This is a genomic window from Streptomyces sp. NBC_01716 (assembly GCF_036248275.1).
Lineage (GTDB): Bacteria > Actinomycetota > Actinomycetes > Streptomycetales > Streptomycetaceae > Streptomyces.
Map to the genome: position 1 here is coordinate 6,417,295 of NZ_CP109181.1, position 18,800 is coordinate 6,436,094.

General features: G+C 70.5%; 17 protein-coding genes. 9 read left to right on the top strand and 8 right to left on the bottom strand.

Going from position 1 to position 18,800, the window contains the following annotated elements:
* Positions 1-69 precede the first annotated feature (69 nt).
* From OIE74_RS28285 to OIE74_RS28295, 3 genes are all read right to left on the bottom strand, one after another.
* Positions 70-753 (bottom strand): DUF305 domain-containing protein, encoded by a 684-nt coding sequence (locus OIE74_RS28285; protein ID WP_329388520.1) that lies wholly within the window; start codon positions 751-753, stop codon positions 70-72.
* Positions 750-1,403 carry a DUF3105 domain-containing protein gene (locus tag OIE74_RS28290; protein WP_329388522.1) on the bottom strand — a complete coding sequence of 218 codons (654 nt, stop codon included), beginning with the start codon at positions 1,401-1,403 and terminating at the stop codon, positions 750-752. Before OIE74_RS28290 ends, OIE74_RS28285 begins: the two co-directional genes overlap by 4 nt.
* A gap of 79 nt (positions 1,404-1,482) precedes the next feature.
* Entirely contained in the window at positions 1,483-1,926 is a 444-nt protein-coding gene (locus tag OIE74_RS28295) for a hypothetical protein (RefSeq protein WP_329388524.1), read from the bottom strand.
* A 136-nt stretch (positions 1,927-2,062) separates the two neighbouring features.
* Between OIE74_RS28295 and OIE74_RS28300 the strand changes: the two genes are divergently transcribed.
* Positions 2,063-2,590: a MarR family winged helix-turn-helix transcriptional regulator gene (locus OIE74_RS28300; protein WP_329388525.1), complete on the top strand. Its 528-nt coding sequence runs from the start codon at positions 2,063-2,065 to the stop codon at positions 2,588-2,590.
* Between the two features lie 176 nt (positions 2,591-2,766).
* Complete coding sequence (gene glnA, locus OIE74_RS28305) at positions 2,767-4,128, top strand: type I glutamate--ammonia ligase (protein WP_329388527.1); 1,362 nt, start codon at positions 2,767-2,769, stop codon at positions 4,126-4,128.
* Between the two features lie 7 nt (positions 4,129-4,135).
* On the opposite strand, the gene OIE74_RS28310 is transcribed toward glnA, so the two are convergent.
* Positions 4,136-4,774, bottom strand: coding sequence for an NADPH-dependent F420 reductase (locus OIE74_RS28310; RefSeq protein WP_329388529.1), 639 nt, complete (start codon positions 4,772-4,774; stop codon positions 4,136-4,138).
* 115 nt (positions 4,775-4,889) lie between these two features.
* On the opposite strand from OIE74_RS28310, the gene OIE74_RS28315 reads away from it, so the two are divergent.
* Positions 4,890-5,300: a winged helix-turn-helix transcriptional regulator gene (locus tag OIE74_RS28315; RefSeq protein ID WP_329388531.1), complete on the top strand. Its 411-nt coding sequence runs from the start codon at positions 4,890-4,892 to the stop codon at positions 5,298-5,300.
* On the opposite strand, the gene OIE74_RS28320 is transcribed toward OIE74_RS28315, so the two are convergent.
* On the bottom strand, positions 5,282-6,040 hold the full coding sequence (locus OIE74_RS28320; RefSeq protein WP_329388533.1) for a sulfite exporter TauE/SafE family protein: 759 nt from the start codon (positions 6,038-6,040) through the stop codon (positions 5,282-5,284). The genes OIE74_RS28315 and OIE74_RS28320 overlap by 19 nt on opposite strands.
* A 105-nt stretch (positions 6,041-6,145) precedes the next feature.
* Entirely contained in the window at positions 6,146-6,658 is a 513-nt protein-coding gene (locus OIE74_RS28325) for a pyridoxamine 5'-phosphate oxidase family protein (protein ID WP_329392469.1), read from the bottom strand.
* 345 nt (positions 6,659-7,003) lie between these two features.
* On the opposite strand from OIE74_RS28325, the gene OIE74_RS28330 reads away from it, so the two are divergent.
* Positions 7,004-10,072: a bifunctional [glutamine synthetase] adenylyltransferase/[glutamine synthetase]-adenylyl-L-tyrosine phosphorylase gene (locus OIE74_RS28330; protein WP_329388535.1), complete on the top strand. Its 3,069-nt coding sequence runs from the start codon at positions 7,004-7,006 to the stop codon at positions 10,070-10,072.
* Here OIE74_RS28330 and OIE74_RS28335 read toward each other — a convergent pair.
* Both OIE74_RS28335 and OIE74_RS28340 read right to left on the bottom strand, forming a co-directional pair.
* Positions 10,057-11,160, bottom strand: a complete 1,104-nt coding sequence (locus tag OIE74_RS28335) for a phosphatase PAP2 family protein (protein ID WP_443076254.1) — start codon at positions 11,158-11,160, stop codon at positions 10,057-10,059. The two genes, OIE74_RS28330 and OIE74_RS28335, sit on opposite strands and share 16 nt — an antisense overlap.
* Positions 11,161-11,282: 122 nt before the next feature.
* A complete protein-coding gene (locus tag OIE74_RS28340) occupies positions 11,283-12,314 on the bottom strand; it encodes a LacI family DNA-binding transcriptional regulator (RefSeq protein ID WP_329388537.1) in 1,032 nt (343 codons plus the stop codon).
* 384 nt (positions 12,315-12,698) lie between these two features.
* On the opposite strand from OIE74_RS28340, the gene OIE74_RS28345 reads away from it, so the two are divergent.
* From OIE74_RS28345 to OIE74_RS28365, 5 genes are read left to right on the top strand one after another with little or no spacing between them, the layout of a single operon-like run.
* Positions 12,699-13,973, top strand: a complete 1,275-nt coding sequence (locus OIE74_RS28345) for an extracellular solute-binding protein (RefSeq protein ID WP_329388539.1) — start codon at positions 12,699-12,701, stop codon at positions 13,971-13,973.
* Positions 13,974-14,006: 33 nt separating this feature from the next.
* Positions 14,007-15,020, top strand: coding sequence for a carbohydrate ABC transporter permease (locus OIE74_RS28350; RefSeq protein WP_329388541.1), 1,014 nt, complete (start codon positions 14,007-14,009; stop codon positions 15,018-15,020).
* Complete coding sequence (locus tag OIE74_RS28355; RefSeq protein WP_443076255.1) at positions 15,017-15,913, top strand: sugar ABC transporter permease; 897 nt, start codon at positions 15,017-15,019, stop codon at positions 15,911-15,913. Before OIE74_RS28350 ends, OIE74_RS28355 begins: the two co-directional genes overlap by 4 nt.
* 46 nt (positions 15,914-15,959) lie before the next feature.
* The gene (locus OIE74_RS28360) at positions 15,960-17,660 is read left to right on the top strand and encodes a glycoside hydrolase family 13 protein (protein WP_329388543.1); all 1,701 of its coding nucleotides are present in this window, start codon (positions 15,960-15,962) and stop codon (positions 17,658-17,660) included.
* Positions 17,645-18,706 (top strand): LacI family DNA-binding transcriptional regulator, encoded by a 1,062-nt coding sequence (locus tag OIE74_RS28365; protein ID WP_329388545.1) that lies wholly within the window; start codon positions 17,645-17,647, stop codon positions 18,704-18,706. The genes OIE74_RS28360 and OIE74_RS28365 overlap by 16 nt, the downstream gene beginning before the upstream one ends.
* Positions 18,707-18,800: the final 94 nt, after the last annotated feature.

Consider the following 18,800-nt stretch of genomic DNA (forward strand, 5'->3'; position numbering starts at 1 on the left):
CGCCCACGGAGATGATCTCCACGGACGGGGGCGGCGGTGCGCCTCGTACCTCGCGCGTCACGTCGTACGTCAGGTGCGCGGCTTCGCGCCCCGGGCCTCCAAGAGGTCGGCCATCAGGCCCAGTTCGGACTGCTGGGCCGCCACCATGCCCTTGGCCAAGGCCTTCTCCGTGTCGACCGTGCACAGATCGGCGCAGCCCTGGGCCATCGTGACGCCGCCCTTGTGGTGGTCGGTCATCAACTGGAGGTACAGGATCTCGGCCTGCTCGCCCTTGGCGGTCCGGAGCGTCTCCAGCTCCGTCTTCGTCGCCATGCCGGGCATCAGGGAGCCGTCACGGACCTCGTGGCCGCCGTGGTCCATGCCCTCCATGCCGGCCATGTCGTCCGTACCCGCGTGCTCGCCCCGCTCCATCCAGGCCATCGGCTTCTGGTCCGTGGCGACCTTCGGCAGCTTCCACATGTCGAGCCAGCCCAGCAGCATGCCGCGCTGGTTCGCCTGGGTGTTGGCGATGTCGTACGCGAGGCGGCGCACCTCCTCGTCGTCCGTGCTGTCCCGCACCAGGAACGACATCTCCACCGCCTGCTGGTGGTGGACCGCCATGTCACGCGCGAATCCCGCCTCCGCCGATTCCGCCGTGGGCGTGGCAGCCGCGCGGGGCGAGTCGTCGCTGCCCGCGGAGGCGACCGTGGCCGCCCCAGCGAACAGCAGGGCGAGGACGACCGCGGTGATGGCGGCCCAGCTCGTGCGCGTCACTGGGCACCCATTCCACCGGTGCACGCGGCGCCCGGCTCAGGCGTCTGCGGGCCCTGCACGTACTTCGCGAGGAACTGGTCGACCCGCGGGTCCTTCGCGCTGTCGACGGTGACCTGCTTGCCCCACGCGGTCAGCATGATCGCGCCGGCCTGCTCCTTGACGGGGCTCATCAGCGAGTACTGCGTCTTGCCCACGAGGTCGCCGAGCGCCTTCACGTCGCCCTCGGGCGCCTTGTCGTTGTACGTGATCCAGACCGCGCCGTGCTCCAGCGAGTGCACCGCGTTGACGTCCGGCACCGGCTCCTTGTAGACGTCGCCCGCGCAGTTCATCCAGACCTGGTTGTGGTTGCCGCCGACGGGCGGCGTCTGCGGGTACTTGACCGCCTCGGCGACATGGTCGCGGCCCAGCTTCTCGGCGTCCCAGGACTTCTCGCCCGTCACGGGCTCGGCCGCGGCCTGCTCCTGCTTCTTCTTGTCGTCGGACTCTTTGTTCAGCACGAACGCGCCGAAGCCGACGAGCGCCGCGACGACGACCGCGCTCGCGGTGATCGTGATGATGCGGTTGCGGCGCTCACGGATGCGCTCCGCGCGGCGCATCTGCTCTATTCGGGCCTTGCGCTCGGTGCTCTGGGTCTTGGACTTGGAAGCCATGGTGTCTGTTCGTCCTTCTCGGAAACCTGCGGAACGGGGGTGGGGGAGTTACGGGCACCCGGTGGGGGCGCGGGCCCGGCTACGTCCGCAGTACCTGAAGGACGTGGAGGTCCGGCGCGCGGGGAAGCGCTCCGGACCGGGACACCTGGCCGGTGCTTGGCGGGAGTGCGAGACGCGCGGGGCTCACGTCGCCGGTGCCGAGCGGGTCGGCGGGGTGCGGCGCGGTGAGCACGGCCGGACTCAAGTGCGGGAGGAAGCGGCAGCCGCCGGGGTCGTACGGGCAGGTGTACTCGGGGGGCGCGGCGGGCCGGGCGGCCGTGCCCTCCACCTCCGTACGGAGGGTGATGCCGGTGCGAGCGATGCCCGCGGCCGTGTCCGCCGCCGCTTCCGCCGTCGGCGACGAGGAGGCCGAGTGGTGCGTGTCGACGGGGGTCAGACAGAAGTAGAGCGCGGCGAGCAGCGTCGCCACGGCGCTGAGCAAGGCCGTGGGACGCGCGTGACGTATGCGCTGTCGTCCCCCCATGGGCGCAGATCGTAGTCCGTACAGGTGGCCGAGCAGGAGTGCGCAGGGGGTACCAAGTCCGGAACGTGCCGTGGGGCGGCGTCCCCCGGTCGTACGGGAGGGGCCTGCCGGGGCTCCGGCGCGGTACAAAGAGGTTATGGCCGACCCTCCGGAACCTTCGCCGAGCGAGCCCGACGTCGACGCCGTGACCCGGGCGGTCCTGATCGCCTCACGGCTGCTCGTCGCGGTGTCCGTCCGTTCCCTGACCGCTGTCGAGGGCCGGGTCACCCTGCCGCAGTTCCGGCTCCTGAAGGTGCTCTCCGCGTACGGCGGCGCGAACCTGGTGTCGCTCGCAGACCGGCTCGGGGTGAACCCCTCCACCGCGATGCGGATGGTCGACCGGCTCATCGCCGCCGGGCTCGCCGAGCGCGGGGTCAATCCCGGCAACCGGCGCGAGACGGTGCTGCGGCTCACGGACGAGGGCCGGACGCTCGTTTCGGACGTCTCGGCGGCGCGCAGGCGGGAGATCACGGCGATCGTCGAGCGGCTGGCCCCGGAGCAGCGTACGGCGCTCGTGGAGGCCCTCACGGCCTTCACCGAGGCGGGCGGGGAGCGGCCCATGCCGGGCGACGACGGGGAGCCGTACCCGCTGGGCTGGTCGGACACGGCGGCTCCGCTGCACTGAGGCGCGTCCCTACCCGGCCCCGGGCGCGCGAGCTACGGGGCGCGTGTCTGACAATGCTTTAGTACGCCGGTGTGCAACCTTCCGGAAATCCTGTGGTGTCATGCTCGGGTGCCCCGGTGTACTCGGCAGCGTGGGAGCAGGCGGCCTGACCGGCAAGGATGGGTAGGACAGCAGACATGGACAAGCAGCAGGAATTCGTCCTCCGGACCCTCGAGGAACGGGACATCCGCTTCGTACGCCTGTGGTTCACCGATGTGCTCGGCTTCCTCAAGTCGGTCGCCGTCGCCCCCGCCGAGTTGGAGCAGGCCTTTGACGAAGGCATCGGCTTCGACGGCTCGGCGATCGAGGGCTTCGCGCGGGTGTACGAGTCGGACATGATCGCCAAGCCCGATCCCGGCACCTTCCAGATCCTGCCGTGGCGCGCGGAGGCCCCGGGCACCGCGCGGATGTTCTGCGACATCCTGATGCCCGACGGCTCACCGTCGTTCGCGGATCCCCGCTACGTCCTGAAGAGGATCCTCGCCAAGACCTCGGACCTCGGCTTCACCTTCTACACCCACCCCGAGATCGAGTTCTTCCTCCTCAAGGACAAGCCGGTCGACGGCACCCGCCCGACCCCCGCCGACAGCTCCGGCTACTTCGACCACACCCCGCAGAACGTGGGCATGGACTTCCGCCGCCAGGCGATCACCATGCTCGAATCCATGGGCATCTCCGTGGAGTTCAGCCACCACGAGGGCGCTCCCGGCCAGCAGGAGATCGACCTGCGGTACGCCGACGCGCTCTCCACCGCCGACAACGTCATGACCTTCCGCCTGGTCATGAAGCAGGTCGCGCTGGAGCAGGGCGTCCAGGCGTCCTTCATGCCGAAGCCGTTCAGCGAGTACCCGGGCTCCGGCATGCACACCCACCTCTCCCTCTTCGAGGGAGACCGCAACGCGTTCTACGAGTCCGGCGCTGAGTACCAGCTCTCCAAGGTCGGCCGGTCCTTCATCGCCGGACTGCTCAAGCACGCCGCCGAGATCTCGGCCGTCACCAACCAGTGGGTCAACTCCTACAAGCGCATCTGGGGCGGCTCCACCCGCACGGCGGGCTCGGGCGGCGAGGCCCCCTCCTACATCTGCTGGGGCCACAACAACCGCTCCGCCCTGATCCGCGTCCCGATGTACAAGCCCGGCAAGACCGGCTCCGCGCGCGTGGAGGTCCGCTCCATCGACTCCGGCGCGAACCCCTACCTGACGTACGCGGTCCTCCTCGCCGCCGGCCTCAAGGGCATCGAGGAGGGCTACGAACTCCCGGCGGGCGCGGACGACGACGTATGGGCGCTGTCCGACTCGGAGCGCCGCGCGATGGGCATCGAGCCGCTGCCGCAGAACCTGGGCGAGGCGATCTCGCTGATGGAGCGGAGCGAACTGGTCGCGGAGACGCTGGGCGAGCACGTCTTCGACTTCTTCCTGCGCAACAAGAAGCGCGAGTGGGAGGAGTACCGCTCCGAGGTCACCGCCTTCGAGCTGAAGAACCTGCTGCCGGTGCTGTAGCCGTCCCTCAGCGGGCGACCGACATCGCGAACGGCACCGGGCCCCACGCGCGGACCAGACTCCCCACCAGGAGCAGGAACGCCTCCGGGGCCCGTGCCGTGCGCAGGTCGCCGAGGTCGACGATCCACTCCGGGGGCCACCCCAGGTCGGTCAGCAGCGCGCCGACCGTCTTCCTGGCCCCGGGGTCGTCGCCGGACAGGAACGCCGACGGTGGGGTCGCGAGGGTGCGCGGGGCGGCCATCAGCGACACGTGCACCGTGTTGAGGGTCTTCACCACGCGTACGGCGGGCAGCGCCCGCTGGATCTCCTCGGCGAGACTCCCGCCGGGGTACGGGGTGGCCGAAGCGAAGCCCTGTGCGTCCGTCTCGACCGCGTTCGCGACGTCGACGAGGACCTTGCCCGCGAGGTGGGGCGCGAGGGCCGTGAGGACGTCCAAGGAGGCCGTGCCGGGCAGGGCGTTGACCACGAGGTCGGCCGCCCGTGCCGCGTCCGGCAGACCGGTGACGTGTACGCCCGGCAGGGGCCGCTCGGCGGCGGTCCGCCCGGGGTCGCGGGAGCCCACGACGATCGTGTGGCCGGCGTCGCTCCAGGGACCCGCGAGGGCCCGTGCGACGCTGCCTGAGCCGAGGACGGCGATGGTGGTCATGGTGGATCCGCTCCCTGATCGGTGGTGATCGTGCCGCTCACGACCGAAATTAGGCGGCGCTACCGTGGGGCGGGAGTACGCACTTCAAAGTGCCCAGGGCACGCGGAGGAGAGCCATGACGACCCGTACCGCCGCCGAGCGGCGGGCCGACGCCCGGACCTCGCATCTGACCCGGGTCGCCGACTGCCCGACCAACCGGCTGCTGGAGCGCATCGGTGAGAAGTGGGTCTCGCTGGTCCTCAAGGAACTGGCCGGCGGACCGCGCCGGTACGGCGACCTCGCCCGTACGATCGCGAGCGCCAGCCCCAAGATGCTGACGCAGACGCTGCGCAGGCTCGAACGCGACGGCCTGCTCTCGCGCACCGTCACCCCGGCCGTGCCGGTCCGGGTGGAGTACGCGCTCACGCCGCTGGGGCAGAGCCTGATGCCGGTGCTGTACGCCCTGTCGGGCTGGGCCGAGCGGAACATCGAACAGGTCGAGGCCGCACGGGAGTCGTACGACGTGGCTCAGCGCAGCAGTAGTTGAAGGCCGCCCAGCACCGTCGCGCCGATCACCAGCCGCTCGAAGACCCGTTGGTCGATACGGTCCACGCACAGCTTCCCGACGAGGGCGCCGGGCAGAACGAAGAACACCAGCAGCGCGTCCAGCGTCAGCGAGTCTCGGTCGATCAGGCCGAGGCCCGCGCTGAAGGGCACCTTGGTGGTGTTGACGATCAGGAAGAACCACGCGGACGTCCCCAGGAAGCCGAGCTTCCGGAAGCCCGCCGACAGCAGGTACAGCGACATGACGGGCCCGCCCGCGTTGGCGACCATCGTCGTGAACCCGCCGAGCACCCCGTACGAGCGCGCCTTGACGCGCCCCTTGAGCGACGCCGAGTCCTGCGGGGTGTCCTCCTCCGGCGCGTAACGGCGCCGCCACATGGTGACGCCCGCCATCAGCAGGAGGATCGAGCCGATGGACACGCGTACGGCTCCGTCGTCGGCCCACAGCATGAAGACGGTCCCGACCACCACACCGGCGGCGACGGCCGGGAAGAGCCGCCACAGCGTCGGCCAGTGCGCGTGCCTGCGGTAGGTGAGCACGGCGATGGTGTCGCCCACGATGAGGATCGGCAGAAGCACCCCGGTCGACTCACGGGCCGGCAGCACGGCGGCGAACACGGCGAGGCTGACCGTGTTGGCGCCGCTGACCGCCGTCTTGGAGAAGCCGACGAGCGCGGCGGCGGCGGCGAGCGCGACGAATTCCCAGATGCTGATCGTGTCCATGGCGATAACCCATGCTACGACCACGTGTCCAGGCCACCTCGGGCGAGCCGGGCCCCGCACCGCCGCTGCCGGGCGGGCACGACTCCCGCCCGCGCCCGCCGGCCGTCAGGTGAACTGCCAGCGGGTCTGGCTGTACGGGGACTTGGCGAAGCCGAAGGCCGTGCGGGGGGTGACTCCGAACACCAGGGCCGGGCCGCCCGCGCCCACGAACGCGCCGTCCTTCACGTCGAAGTGCCAGACCGAGCCGTACTTCCGCTCCCACAGCGCCGCCAGTTCGCGCAGCCGCGCGTCGTCCGTCTCCGGGACCGCCTCGCCCTCGACCACCAGGTCGTGGCCCTCGTTGAGCGTGTTCGTGCCGGTGGTGAGGACGACCTCGCGGTTCTGCTGGAGGTTCATGACCTTCCGCTCCCGGTCTCCCGAGCTGAAGTACAGCGCGTCCCGTGACCAGACCGTCAGCAGCGGGGTGACATGCGGGCGGCCGTCGGGGCGTACGGTCGAGAGCCAGAAGATCTCGGCCTCCGTCAGCCGGGCCACCGCGTCGGCCCAGTCCTCCACGACGGCCGTCGGGTGGCTGTAGCGGTGGTCCAGGTGTGTGCTGGCCGGTTCCTTGTGCGCCATGGCGCGGTCCCTTCGGGTGAGGTCCTGTACGGCGGCGAGCGGGAGTACGCTCACGAGCCTTCCGTAAGTGATGACCGGCCGCGACACCAGGACTCATCGCCGGACCGGCACACCGGCCCCGTGCGAGTGACTCAGTACTAGGCCCTGTCCGGCGGATCTTCGCGGGCCCGGAACGCCCGGCACGGCACCTCGCCGCGTTGTCGGAGTCGTCCAAGTACGTCCAGTACGAGCACGATCCTCCGTCTTGCGATGCACCGCACCAGCCGCCCCGGGCCGATCCGCGCAGATCCGCCGGACAGGGCCTAGGCTCGGGCCCGGACCTCGGGCGGACAGACGAAAGGCCGGATGACGGTGCAGGGACGCAGGAGCAGTACGTTCACCCGCCTGCTCCGGCACGGCTTCACCGACCCGTCCGCCGCCGAGGATCTGCTCGCCGTCCCCGAGATGGCCGCCGTACGCGGCGACTCCGTCCTCCTCGACGCGCTCGGCTCCACCGCCGACCCCGATCTGGCGCTGCGCGGCCTCGTCCGGCTGGCCGAGGCGCACGACAGCGACGACCGGCAGGTCCTGCTGGACACCCTGATCGCCGCGAAGCCGCTGCGGGACAGGCTGCTGGGCGTCCTCGGGGCGTCCGAGGCGCTCGGTGACCATCTGGCCAGGCACCCCGCCGACTGGCGGGTCCTCGTCACGTACGAGTCGACCGATCTGCACCCCGGCGTCGCCGAGTTCGAGACCGGGCTGGCCGACGCCAACGACGTCGACTCGCTGCGCGTCGCCTACCGCCGCTGTCTGCTCGCCCTCGCCGCCCGCGACGTCTGCGGCACGACCGACGTCGCGCAGACCGCCGCCGAACTCGCCGACCTCGCGACCGCCACGCTCCGCGCCGCGCTCGCCATCGCCCGCACCTCCGCCCCCGAGGACGCGGCCCAGTGCCGCCTCGCGGTCGTGGCGCTCGGCAAGTGCGGCGGCCAGGAGCTGAACTACGTCTCCGACGTCGACGTCATCTTCGTCGGCGAGCCCGCCCACACCCTGGTGGCCGACCATCTGGCGGGCGAGGACACCGGTGACACGTCGAAGACCGAGGCCAAGGCCATCCAGGCGGCCACCCGGCTCGCCGCCCACATGATGCGGATCTGCTCCGAGACGACCGCCGAGGGCACCATCTGGCCCGTCGACGCGAATCTGCGCCCCGAGGGCCGCAACGGCCCGCTCGTACGCACCCTCTCCAGCCATCTCGCCTACTACCAGCGCTGGGCCAAGACCTGGGAGTTCCAGGCGCTGCTCAAGGCCCGCGCCGTGGCCGGCGATCTCGCCCTCGGCAGGGACTACGTGGACGCCGTCTCGCCCATGGTCTGGCAGGCCGCCGACCGGGAGAACTTCGTCCCCGACGTACAGAAGATGCGCCGCCGGGTCGTCGACAACATCCCCGTGGGCCAGGTCGACCGTGAGCTGAAGCTCGGCCCCGGGGGGCTGCGGGACGTCGAATTCGCCGTCCAGCTCCTCCAGTTGGTGCACGGCCGCAGCGACGCCTCGCTGCGCAGCGGCAGCACGCTCGTCGCCCTGCGGGCCCTCGCAGCCGGTGGCTACGTCGGCAGGACCGACGCGGCGCAGCTCGACGAGGCGTACCGCTTCCTGCGCTCCATGGAGCACCACATCCAGCTGTTCCGGCTGCGCCGTACACATCTGGTGCCCGACGACGAGGCCGATCTGCGCCGGCTGGGCCGCACCCTCGGGCTGCGGACCGAACCGGTCGGCGAGCTCAACAGGGCCTGGAAACGGCACGCTTCGATGGTGCGGCGGCTGCACGAGAAGCTCTTCTACCGGCCGCTGCTCGACGCCGTGGCCCAGCTCGCCCCCGGCGAGATCAGGCTCAGTACGAAGGCGGCCGGCCAGCGCCTGGGAGCCCTCGGCTACGCGGACCCGGTGTCCGCGCTGCGGCATCTGGAGGCGCTGTCGTCCGGCGTGAGCCGTAAGGCCGCCATCCAACGGACCCTGCTGCCCGTGCTGTTGGGCTGGTTCGCGGACTCCGCCGACCCGGACGCCGGACTGCTCGGCTTCCGCAAGGTCTCCGACGCGCTCGGCAAGACCCCCTGGTATCTGCGGCTCCTGCGTGACGAGGGAGCCGCCGCCGAGAACCTCGCCCGGGTGCTGTCCGCCGGACGCCTCGCCCCCGACCTGCTGCTGCGCGCCCCGGAGGCGGTCGCCATCCTCGGCGACCCGAACGGACTCAGGCCCCGCGGCCGGGACCATCTGGAGCAGGAGATCCTGGCCGCCGTCGGCCGCGCCGAGACCGCCGAGATCGCCGTCGCCGTCACCCGCGGGGTCCGCCGCCGCGAGCTGTTCCGGACCGCCGCCGCCGACATCATCGGCTCCTACGGCACCGAGGAGAGCCCCGCGGAGGAGGACCCCGGCGCGCTCGTCGACCGGGTCGGCAACGCCGTCACCGACCTCAACTCCGCCACCCTGTCGGGGGCGTTGCGCGCCGCCGTGCGCCAGACATGGGGCGACACCCTGCCCGCCAGGTTCGCGGTCATCGGCATGGGCCGCTTCGGCGGCCACGAGCAGGGCTACGGCTCCGACGCCGACGTCCTGTTCGTGTACGAGCCGCGCGAGGGCGTCAGCCACCACGAGGCGTCACGCGCCGCCGGTACCGTCATCTCCGAGATGCGCAGGCTTCTCCAGCTGCCCGCGTCCGACCCGCCGTTGATGATCGACGCCGATCTGCGCCCGGAGGGCAAGAGCGGCCCGCTGGCGCGCACCCTCGCCTCCTACGCCGCCTACTACCGCCGCTGGTCGCTGGGCTGGGAGAGCCAGGCGCTGCTGCGCGCCGAGCCGATGGCGGGGGACGCGGAACTGGGCCGCGAGTTCATCGAGCTCATCGACCCGCTGCGCTATCCCGCCAACGGTCTGAGCGAGGCCGCCGTACGCGAGATCCGCCGGCTCAAGGCGCGGATGGAGTCGGAGCGGCTGCCGCGCGGCGCCGACCCCAACCTGCACACCAAGCTGGGCCGGGGCGGTCTTTCGGACGTCGAGTGGACGGTGCAGCTGATCCAGATGCGGCACGCCCGGGAGGTGCCCGGCCTGCGTACGACCCGTACGCGCGAGGCGCTGGCCGCCGCGCGGAGCGCGGGCCTGATCTCCGAGGAGCACGCCCAGGTCCTCGACGAGGCCTGGGTGCTGGCGACCCGGGTGCGCAACGGTGTGATGCTCGTACGGGGCAGGGCGGGCGACACCTTCCCGTCGGCTGGCCGTGAACTGGCCGCCATGGGGCGGTACTTGGGCTACGGCCCCGGGTCGATGGCGCCCGGCCCCTCCCCGTACAACGGGCACACCGGCGACATGATCGACGATTATCTGCGGACCACCCGCCGGGCTCGCGCGGTGATGGACGAGCTGTTCTACGGAGCGGTCTGAGTCGTCTGTGTGGTCGGTGCGGAGGGCCCGCCCTGTGGCGGAGGGCCGTGCGGGCTGGACGGCGCGCGCCGCGGGGACGGCGGGGTCCTGGCGGCCTGTCCGGTCCTGGGGATCTGGGCGGGCGGGGCGGGCTGCGCCGTGGTGGCCGCCTGCCCGGCGGGCTCCTGCGCGGACCCCGTGCCCGGCTGAGTCCGCGGGCCGGCACCCGGTCGTCGGAGCCACCGCCGCCGTTCCGGACGCACGTCGTCCTCGATCAGCCGCGGCAGCTGGTGAGGGAGCGCCCGGAACCAGACGTAACTGACGCCGAAGCCGAACGCCAGGCAGATCATGCCGCCCACCGCGTCCAGCCAGAAGTGGTTCGCGGTGGCGACGATCACGATCAGCGTCGCCGTCGGGTAGAGCAGTCCGAGGATCTTCACCCATGGCGTCCTGGCCAGGGCGAAAATGGTCAGCCCGCACCAGAGCGACCAGCCGATGTGCATCGACGGCATCGCCGCGAACTGGTTGGACACGTTCTTGAAGTTGCCCGAGGCCATCGAGCCCCAGGTCTCGTGGACCTGCACCGTGTCGATGAAATTCTGCCCGTTCATCAACCGGGGCGGCGCGAGCGGATACAGATAGTAACCGACCAGGGCCGCGCCTGTAGTCGCGAAGAGGACGAGCCGACTGGCCGCGTAACGGCCCGGATGACTGCGGTAGAGCCAGACCAGCACGGCGATCGTGACGATGAAATGGAGCGTCGCGTAGTAGTAGTTCATCGCGACGACAAGCCATGTCACCGAATTCACGGCATGGTTGACGCTCTCCTCGAAGGCGAGACCCATTGAACGCTCTACGTCCCAGATCCAGTCCGCGTTGTGCAGGGCCTGGGCCTTCTGCTCGGGCGCCGCGTTACGGACCAGTGAGTACGTCCAGTAACTCACCGCGATCAGCAGGATTTCGAACCAGAGGCGAGGGTGCCGGGGCGACCTCATCCGGCGCAGCCGGCCCGACCGGGACCCCGGGCCGGACGCGTCGGCCGTCGCACCCGCGGGGGGTGTCGGCGGGGCCGTCGTGCCTTCCGGAATCTTCACGGTCGTTTCACCCATGGAGAGAGAGTCTGCCAGATTTCCGCCTTCGACCGATCATCCCTCGGGTGGGTCCTGAACGCACGCGCTACGCCTTGGGGACGACTCCGAGACCCCTACTCAGGGCCGGTTTCCCTGGGGGATCACCCCACGGGGCCCGGCGCCGGACCGGAGGCGGTTGAACCGCGAACGACCAGTTCCGGCATGAAGACGAACTCGCTGTGCGGAGCCGGTGTCCCCCCGATCTCCTCCAGGAGCGTACGGACCGCGGCCTGGCCCATCGAAGGCACCGGCTTGCGGATGGTGGTGAGCGGCGGATCCGTGAACGCTATGAGCGGCGAATCGTCGAAACCGACGACGGACACCTCGCGCGGCACGTCCTTGCCGAGCTGTCTTGCGGCGCGGATCGCGCCCAGCGCCATCATGTCGCTCGCGCACACCACCGCCGTGCAGCCCCGCCCGATGAGCGCCGTCGTCGCCGCCTGGCCGCCCTCCAGTGTGTACAGGGAGTGCTCGATCAGCTCCTCCGTCTCCTCGGAGTCCAGCCCGAGCTGCTCACCCATGGTCGCGCGGAAGCCCTCGATCTTGCGCAGCACCGGCACGAACCGCTTCGGTCCGACGGCGAGACCGATCCGGCGGTGGCCCAGCGAGACGAGATGCGTCACGGCCAGCCGCATCGCCGCCCGGTCGTCCGGCGAGATGAACGGCGCGCGCACCTGGGGCGAGAAACCGTCGACAAGGACGAACGGCACACCCTGGGCGCGCAGTTGCTCGTAGCGCCGCATGTCCGCCGAGGTGTCGGCGTGCAGCCCGGAGACGAAGATGATGCCGGAGACGCCCCGGTCGACCAGCATCTCCGTCAGCTCGTCCTCGGTGGAGCCGCCGGGGGTCTGCGTCGCGAGGACGGGTGTGTAGCCCTGGCGCGTCAGTGCCTGGCCGATGACCTGGGCGAGCGCGGGGAAGATCGGGTTCTCCAGCTCGGGTGTGATCAGTCCGACGAGTCCGGCGCTGCGTCTGCGCAGCCGCACGGGGCGCTCGTAGCCGAGGACGTCGAGTGCGGCGAGTACGGATTCGCGGGTGGCCGTGGCAACACCCGGTTTGCCGTTCAGTACGCGGCTGACCGTCGCTTCGCTGACCCCCGCCTGGGCTGCGATGTCGGCTAGCCGTGCGGTCATGGGAGTGGACTGTACCGGGCGTCTGCCGGGATTGCCCACCATGCGCCTGAATCAGCCACGGGCACCGACCGGACGGTCGGTGCCGACGGGCTTGCAGTGGCTTGCGGGGCTCGCACCGGCAAGATCTTGCAATGTCTTGCGAGACGGCTCCGCCGGAGCGCGGCACGCGTGCGCCGGGCCGATATCGGCTTACGCGGAGCGCACTTGCCAGCTGGCGCACTCCCCGTCAAGAACCCTTGTGGCAACTGTGAGGACACGCGAATGTAACGATCAAGGATGCTTGCAGGAATCTTCCGCAAGCTCTTTCGGCCTTCTTTCATCCTTGTTACCTTCACGTCGACCCGGCGCCGCGACGGAGCGGTACGGCAGTTGAAGGAGTTTCAGATGCGACGTGGCATAACGGCCACCGCCCTGGTCGCGACCCTGGCGCTCGCGGCGACCGCCTGCGGCGGCGACGACGAGGAGTCCGCGGGCAAGTCGGGCTCGGGCGAGCTCACGGGAACGGTCACCTGGTGGGACACCTCGACGGTGGGCAGCGAGGACAAGGTCTTCAAGAAGCTCGCCGAGGACTTCGAGGCCAAACACAAGGGCGTCGACGTCAAGTACGTCAACGTGCCGTTCGGCGAGGCGCAGAACAAGTTCAAGAACGCCGCTCAGTCCGGCTCCGGCGCGCCCGACGTCATCCGCTCCGAGGTCGCCTGGACGCCCGAGTTCGCCGATCTCGGCTACCTCGCGCCGCTGGACGGCACGCCCGCGCTGAAGGACGAGAAGGACTTCGTACCGCAGGCCGCCGCCTCCACCAGGTACGAGGACAAGACGTACGCCGTCCCGCAGGTCATCGACTCCCTCGGCATCTTCTACAACAAGAAGCTCTTCAAGGAGGCCGGGGTCGAAGTCCCCAAGACCATCGCCGAGTTGAAGACGGTCTCGAAGACCATCAAGGACAAGACGGGCAAGACCGGGATGTATCTGCGCGGCGACGACGCGTACAGGTTCCTGTCGTTCCTCTACGGCGAGGGCGGCGACCTGGTCAACGCCAAGGACAAGACGGTCACCGTCGACAGCCCGGCCGGCGTCAAGGCCATGGAGGTCGTGAAGGACCTCGTCGACTCCGGCGCCGCCAAGACGGACGCCACCGACGGCTGGGAGAACATGCAGGCCGCCTTCAAGGACGGCGACGTGGCCATGATGATCAACGGCCCGTGGGCGATCGCCGACACCTACGCAGGACCGCAGTTCAAGGACAAGACCAACCTGGGAGTCGCCCCCGTGCCCGCCGGCTCGGCCGGCCAGGGCGCCCCGCAGGGCGGCCACAACCTCGCCGTCTACGCGGGCTCCAAGAACCTGGACGCCTCCTACGCGTTCATCGAGTACATGTCCTCCGCCGAGTCCCAGGCGAGGATCACCACCGAGCTCAACCTGCTGCCGACCCGTACCTCGGTCTACTCGCGGCCCGAGGTCGCGGAGAACGAGATCGTCGGCTTCTTCAAGCCCGTCGTCGACAAGGCCATCGAGCGCCCCTGGATCCCGGAGACCGGCAGCCTGTTCGCCCCGCTGGTGACCGAGTACACGAAGGTCCTCACCGGCCAGACCACCCCCGAGAAGGGTGTCAAGGCGACCGGCGACTCCTACCGCGAGCTGCTCAAGGGCTGGAAGTAAGACGGAGCGAGAGGAAGGAAGGCAGGCCGGCTGATGGCTGTCCACACCGGCCAGTCGGCGGCGAAGGCCGCGGGTGACTCGGAAGTCGCCCGCGGCCGGAGCCGCGGCACTGGCAAACCCCCCGGCGGGCTGCGGCGTTCGCTCGCGACGCACTGGTACGCCTGGGCCATGGTCGCCCCCGTGGTGGCCGTGATCGGCGTGATCGTCGGATACCCGCTGGTCCGCGGCGTCTATCTGTCGCTGACCGACGCGAACGAACGCAACGTCGAGCGGAACATCGGCGTCAACCACCTGCCCGCCACCTACGAGTTCGTCGGTCTCGACAACTACGCCGACGCCCTGACGGGTGGTCAGTTCCTCTCCACGCTCGGCTGGACGCTGGTGTGGACCGTGTCCTGCGTCGGTCTCACCTTCGTCCTCGGCCTGACCCTGGCGAATATTCTCAACCGCCGGATCGCGGGCCGCTCCCTCTACCGGATGATGCTCATCCTGCCGTGGGCGGTCCCGGGCTTCGTCTCCGTCTTCGCCTGGCGCTTCCTCTACAACGAGGACCGCGGCTTCCTCAACAAGCTGCTCGCCGGCGGCGGCATCGACGCCGTGCCGTGGCTCAACGACCCGACCTGGGCCAAGTTCTCGGTCATCGCCGTGAACATCTGGCTCGGCGTGCCCTTCATGCTGGTGGCCCTGCTCGGCGGACTCCAGTCCATCCCGGGGGAGATGTACGAGGCCGCCGAGATGGACGGCGCCGGCCCCTGGCAGCGCTTCCGGCACATCACCATGCCCGGCCTCAGGTCCGTCAGCGCGACCGTGATCCTGCTCAGCACCATCTGGACGTTCAACATGTTCCCGGTGATCTTCCTGCTGACCAGGGGCGGGCCCGGCGAGGCCACCCAGATCCTGGTGACCCAGGCGTACAAGTTCTCCTTCGAGATCAGCCCCCGCGACTTCGCCCAGTCGTCCACCTGGGGCGTACTGATCCTCGTCCTTCTGATGATCTTCGCCGTGGTCTACCAACGAGTCCTCCGCAAGCAGGGAGATACCTGGTGACCGCCGTGACACATACGCAGCCCGAGACACCGGCCGCCCCCGCGCGGCCGACGGTGAGGGTACGGCGCCGCGGCGACCGCTCCAGGGCCGCGTCCGTCGGCCTGCACGCCACCCTGATCGTGGCGTCCGTCATCGCCGTCTTCCCCGTGCTGTGGGTCCTGCTGACGTCGCTGAAGCCCGCCGCGTACGCGACGACGACGGACTTCTTCAAGGAGACGACGTTCGAGAACTACACCAAGCTGCTGGACGACACCCCGTTCCTCACCTGGTTCGGCAACTCGCTGCTCATCGCCGGATTCACCACCGTGCTGGGCGTGTTCACCGCCGCCACCACCGGCTACGCCGTCAGCCGCTTCCGCTTCCCCGGCAAACGCGGCCTCATGTGGACCCTGCTGGTCACGCAGATGTTCCCGATGGCGGTCCTCATCGTGCCGCTCTACAACATCATGTCGGACCTGGGACTGCTCAACCAGGCCGCCGGACTCGTGATCACGTACCTCACGATCGCCGTGCCGTTCTGCGCCTGGATGATGAAGGGGTTCTTCGACACCATCCCGCGCGAGATCGACGAGTCGGGCATGGTCGACGGGCTGACCCCGTTCGGCACCTTCTGGCGGCTGATCCTGCCGCTCGCCAAGCCCGGCCTGGCGGTCACCGCGTTCTACTCCTTCGTCACCGCCTGGGGCGAAGTGGCGTACGCCTCCGCCTTCATGGTCGGCGACGAGAACCTCACCCTCGCCGGCGGGCTGCAGAAGTTCGTCAACCAGTACGGCGCCCAGTGGGGTCCGATGACGGCGGCGTCCGTGCTCATCGCGATACCGGCGGCGATCGTCTTCCTGTTCGCGCAGCGCCATCTGGTGACCGGTGTCTCCGCCGGGGCCGTCAAGGGCTGACGACGCCTTCCCCCGCCAACTCCCATCCAGACCCCCCAGGGACGACATGACCCAGCACCTCGCTGCCCCCTCCACCGGCACGTCCGACGACGCCCCGGCCCACCGCTCCGGCTGGTGGCAGGACGCGGTGATCTACCAGGTCTATCCACGCAGCTTCGCCGACTCCAACGGCGACGGCATGGGCGATCTCGAAGGCGTACGGAGCCGGCTGCCGTACCTGCGCGCGCTGGGTGTCGACGCCGTCTGGCTCAGCCCGTTCTACGCCTCACCGCAGGCCGACGCGGGCTACGACGTCTCCGACTACCGCGCCATCGACCCCATGTTCGGCTCCCTCCTCGACGCGGACGCGCTCATCCGCGACGCCCACGAGCTGGGCCTGCGCGTCATCGTCGACGTGGTGCCCAACCACTCCTCCGACCAGTACGAGTGGTTCCGCCGCGCCCTCCAGGACGGCCCCGGATCGGCGCTGCGCGAGCGCTACCACTTCCGTCCGGGCAAGGGCGCCACCGGCGAACTCCCGCCCAACGACTGGGAGTCCATCTTCGGCGGCCCGGCCTGGACCAGGACCACCGACCCGGACGGCACTCCCGGCGAGTGGTATCTGCACCTCTTCGCCCCCGAGCAGCCCGACTTCAACTGGGAACACCCCGCCGTCGCCGACGAGTTCCGCTCCATCCTGCGCTTCTGGCTCGACATGGGCGTCGACGGCTTCCGCGTCGACGTCGCCCACGGACTGGTGAAGGCCCCGGGGCTGCCGGACATCGGCAGCGACGGCCAGGTCAAGCTGCTCGGCAATGACGTCATGCCGTTCTTCGACCAGGACGGTGTGCACGAGATCTACCGCAGCTGGCGCACCATCCTCGACGAGTACCCCGGCGACCGGATCGCCGTCGCCGAGGCCTGGACGCCCACCGTCGAACGCACCGCGAACTACGTGCGCCCCGACGAGATGCACCAGGCCTTCAACTTCCAGTATCTGAGCACCTTCTGGGACGCCGCCGCGCTCCGCGACGTCATCGACACCTCGCTCGCCGCGATGCGCCCCGTCGGCGCTCCCACCACCTGGGTGCTCTCCAACCACGACGTCACCCGGCACACCACGCGCTTCGCCCACCCCGTCTTCCTCGGCACCCAGCTCCGCGACGCGGGCGACCGCGGACTCGGCCTGCGCCGGGCCCGAGCGGCGACGCTGCTGATGCTCGCCCTGCCCGGCTCCGCCTACCTCTACCAGGGCGAGGAGCTGGGGCTGCCCGACGTCACCGACCTCCCCGACGAGGCCAGGCAGGACCCCTCGTACTTCCGCGCCGCCGGCCAGGACGGCTTCCGCGACGGCTGCCGGGTGCCGATCCCATGGACCCGGGAGGGCAGCTCGTACGGCTTCGGCGCGGGCGGCAGCTGGCTGCCGCAGCCTCCGGGCTGGGGCGCGCTGAGCGTCGAGGCGCAGACCGGGGTGGAGGGCTCCAGCCTGGAGCTGTACCGGGCGGCCATCGCCGCGCGCCGCGCGCACCCCGGGCTCGGCGCCGGGGCGTCGGTCGACTGGCAGGACTCGCCGGAGGGGGTGCTCGTCTTCGCGCGCCCCGGCTTCCTCTGCACGGTCAACACCACCGGCGCGCCGGTCCGGATCCCGGTGCGCGGGCGCCTGCTGCTGGCCAGCGGTCCCGGCACCGTCACCTTCGACGCAGGTCCCGGCGCCATGGAGACCGAGGCCGAGCTGCCCGCCGACACGACGGTGTGGTGGACGGTGTGACGCTGCCCCTCCCCAGGCCGGGAGCCGGTACGCCACGGCTCTCCGACATCGCGGGACAGGCAGCGGTCAGCGAGGCGACGGTCAGCCGGGTGCTCAACGGCAAGCCGGGCGTCGCCGACACCACACGCCAACGGGTGCTCGCCGCGCTCGACATCCTCGGGTACGAGCGTCCCGTACGGCTGCGGCAGCGCAGCGCGGGGCTGATCGGTCTGGTGACCCCGGAGCTGATCAACCCGATCTTCCCGGCGTTCGCCCAGGCCGTCGAACAGGTCCTGGCCGGGCACGGCTACACCCCGGTCCTCTGCACCCAACTGCCGGGCGGGGCAACGGAGGACGAACTGGTCGAGCAGCTCGTGGAGCGTGGTGTCGGCGGCATCGTCTTCCTGTCGGGGCTGCACGCGGACACCTCCGCCGACCCGACGCGCTACGCCGAACTCATCGACCGCGGCGTGCCGTTCGTCATGATCAACGGCTGCAACGACCGGGTCAGCGCGCCGTTCGTGTCCCTGGACGACCGGGCGGCCATGCGGATGGCCGTCGGGCATCTGGCCGATCTGGGGCACCGGCGGATCGGCCTGGCGACGGGACCGCTGCGCTATGTGCCCTCCGCGCGCAAACGGGATGGCTTCGTGGACGCGCTGGCCCGCACGCTGGGGCTGGCGCGCGAGGAGGCCGAAGGCTGGGTGTGCTGCACGCTGTTCAGCGTGGAGGGCGGCCAGGTGGCGGCCGGCGCCCTGCTCGACCGGGGCTGCACGGGCATCGTCTGCGGCAGCGACATGATGGCGCTGGGCGTGGTGCGGGCCGCCCGCGAGCGGGGGCTGCGCGTCCCGTACGACGTGTCGGTGGTGGGCTTCGACGACTCGCAGCTGATCGCCTTCACCGACCCGCCGCTCACGACGGTCCGCCAGCCGGTACAGGCGATGGCGGGCGCGGCGGTGAGCGCCCTGCTGGAGGAGATCGGCGGAAGTCCCGTGCAGCGTACGGAGTATGTGTTCCAGCCGGAGCTGGTCGTACGGGGGTCGACGGCGGGCGCTCGAAGCGCCTGAGGTGTGTGCGGTGTGCCGTACGGGGGGCGGCGCACCGCAACATCTTGCGGAAGGCTTTGCGGGTTGTTCCGCACGTCAACGGTGCCGGTATTTC